1 protein-coding gene is annotated in these 1,070 nt (G+C 70.7%); it reads left to right on the forward strand.

Going from position 1 to position 1,070, the window contains the following annotated elements:
* Positions 1-485: 485 nt before the first annotated feature.
* Positions 486-1,070: hypothetical protein (locus Pmi06nite_RS26860; protein WP_373317335.1), on the forward strand; the 585-nt coding region annotated here is incomplete at its 3' end.

Consider the following 1,070-nt stretch of genomic DNA (forward strand, 5'->3'; position numbering starts at 1 on the left):
TGGCCCCTTTTTCATTTCACAACCGACTCTCGCGGCCTGTTGGAATCACGGCAGTCACCTACCAGGAGCTTTGACCTCCTCCTTCGGGTCCGGGAACCGCCGGCGGCGCGCTAGGCTGGAACCTGCCGGGCCACCCCACCACGGGTGGCCTTCGTTGCGTAGAGCGAGTAGCGGAGGCTACGGCACACAACGAGGTCTCAGCAGACCTACGGCAAATCAGGCTGGTCTCCCCTGACACTGAGCCGATATCGGGCATCTCCACCGCTCGGCGTATCCGGGAACTAGTAGCGCGGCCAGCGAACCGAGCGCACAGCCGTACGCGGTGAGCGAGCAACAGAGGACAGAAGTGAACAGAGAAGACGGGCGTGACGGCGCGAGCCGTGGCGGAGACAGCCGTGACGAGGGCAGGGACGTGAGCGGTCGCTCCGGGGGCTACCGCGGCGATGGGGGTAGGGACGGCTCGAGTAGCCGTGATGCGGGGCGGCGTGAAGGTGCCTCGGGAGATCGCGATCGTGGCGACCGCCCCTTCCGCTCTGACCGTTCCGGCGGTTTCCGCGACCGCGAAGGTGGGGCGGCCGGCCGGCCGGGGGCACGCTCCGGCGGCGAACGAGGTGGCCGGTCCTACGGTGACCGTGACAGTTTCCGCGCCGGCGATCGGCCGCGGCCCTCCTACGGTGATCGTGACGCATCGCGTGGTAGCTACGGCAACCGCGACGACCGCGGCGCCGGTGCTCGTGACGGCGGCCGTCCCCCGCGTGAGGGAGGCCGCTTCGGAGACCGTCCGGCCCGTTCTGACGACAACCGCGGTGGATATCGCGGAGGAGACCGCCCGCAGCGCCCTTCCGGTGACCGCGGCCCCTCCCAGGCCGGTGGCGGCTTCAGAGACCGTGACGACCGCGGAGGCCGTCCGTTCCGGTCCGACGAGCGGGGCGCCCGACCGCCACGCGACGACCGCGAGGGCGGGCGGAGTTTCGGGAACGACCGTGAAGGCGGCAGGGAAGGGTACAGCGCGCGTCCCCCACGTGAGGGCGGCGGTGGCTTCGGCGGACGGTACGGCTCCCGGGATCGTG

It is taken from the genome of Planotetraspora mira (assembly GCF_016863275.1).
GTDB classification, from domain to species: Bacteria; Actinomycetota; Actinomycetes; order Streptosporangiales; family Streptosporangiaceae; genus Planotetraspora; species Planotetraspora mira.